Here is a 1,714-nt window from a genome sequence, read left to right as displayed (position 1 = left end):
GCGTTGTAGGCGTGGCGGTTGCTGGTTCATCCGGCAGCCGGCTCCAATTTCGTTTCTGATGGGCCGGGGGAACTCCGGTCGGTCAGCGTGAGGGCGCCGCAAGGTGCTCTGAGGCCGCGCGCTGACGCGGTCTTGGGATCGGCTTTCAGAAAGACATTCAGCGGAAGGCAAAGAGATGTACGTTTTGACCATGACCAGGAAGCTCGCTCTCGCAGCGCTTTGCACGACGATGCTGCCGCTGTCGACAGCATCGGCCCAGCAGGCGACTGAAATTCAGATCAGCTACTCCAACGGGCAGTTTCAGCCGCGCGAGATACGGGGCACCGGCGGACAAGCCGATCGTGTTCCGGATCAGGAATCTCGACGGCAAGGCGATGGAGTTCGAAAGCACCTCGCTCAGGGTGGAAAAGGTCGTCACCGCCAAGAGCCAGGGTGTGATCAACGTCCGCGCTCTCAAGGCCGGGCGCTATGAGTTCTATGATGACTTCAACGAGAAAGCGCGTGGCGCCCTGGTCGTCGAATAGGGCGCCCGACTCGTGCTCGCCGCGCTCGTCATCGTCTTCCGCGAGGTCTTCGAGGCCGGCCTGATCGTCGGCATCGTGCTCGCGGTCACGCGCGGGGTCGCGCACCGCGGTCGCTGGGTCGCCGGCGGCGTGCTGGCAGGCGCTGCGGGGGCGTGTCTCGTCGCGGCATTTGCCAGCCGCCTGTCGCAGCTGTTCGAAGGCATGGGCCAGGAGCTGTTCAATGCCGCCGTCCTCGGGGTCGCCGTTGTGATGCTGACCTGGCACAATGTCTGGATGGCGCGCCACGGTCGGGAGATTGCCGTCGAGATGCGCGCGATCGGCCAGGCGGTGGCCGAGGGCAGCTTTCCTTGAGCGCGCCGGCTGGCTAGCGTCGCTCGACACCATCGTGTGGGACTCGAGTTGGCTGTTGTCCGAAGCCAGCATTCCCGGGCGCGCCTTGCACACGCTGATCGGCTATACCGATCAGCCGACGCAAATGCAGCTCTTGGTTTATCTTGTCGTGATCGCGATAACCGGTTCGCTGATGTGGCTGACCGCGCAGGTGCGCGGCCGCCACGCCGTTGCTACGGTTAGGGTGCTGGAGACGGAGGTCGCCTTTGCGTCAAAAGCCGTTTAGGAAGCCAGCCAGTCACTTCCGCTCTGCCCAGATATGCAGACCATTCAGAGCCCGCGCGGATTTCGCATTCGGGCCATCACCGGACTCCTTCATCGCAGCAATTGTCCTCTTCGATCACGTTGCCGGGCGCCCGACGAGCAGTGCTGGAACGAGATCAGGCGTCGCCGACGGTTATTTTCCCCCCGCGTGCTGGTCGAACACGCTCAGCACGGCAAGTGTCATGGCCTCAACACCGGTTTCAATGGTCGGCTTCGGCACCGGCGCGAATAAGGGCGAGTTGGTTGCCGGCCATTGCAGGGCGTCGCCCTCGCGGGCCGCGGCGACGCGCTCCGGCTCATAGACGCCGGAAGAACAGCGAGGGCACGCCAGCCCGCATCTCGGCAGCCAATTCAGCCGCGGTCTTCTCTTCGACCGTACGTAACAGCGGGCATCGCTCTTCGTAACCCGCTGCCCCCTATGCCGCCACGGCAAAAAAACGGAAACCGGCTACCGCGAGCTTGTCGGGAGATACCTGAACCGGCTCGCTAACCGTCTCTGACTCTGCCAACAGAAGGCAGGTCGGACAGTTGAACAG

The 1,714-nt window shown here is 63.7% G+C and carries 1 protein-coding gene and 1 pseudogene; both read left to right on the top strand.

Annotation, left to right across the window (positions count from 1 at the left end):
* The first annotated feature begins 341 nt into the window (after window positions 1-341).
* Window positions 342-524 (top strand): cupredoxin domain-containing protein, encoded by a 183-nt coding sequence (locus AC5ZG1_RS43870; RefSeq protein ID WP_496136507.1) that lies wholly within the window; start codon window positions 342-344, stop codon window positions 522-524.
* Window positions 525-536: 12 nt separating this feature from the next.
* Window positions 537-1,140, top strand: a pseudogene (locus tag AC5ZG1_RS43865) (FTR1 family protein).
* Window positions 1,141-1,714: the final 574 nt, after the last annotated feature.

The organism is Bradyrhizobium sp. Leo78, assembly GCF_059512425.1.
Note: the sequence above shows the minus strand (reverse complement) of the source record. Positions and strands in the feature narration are given on the sequence as shown.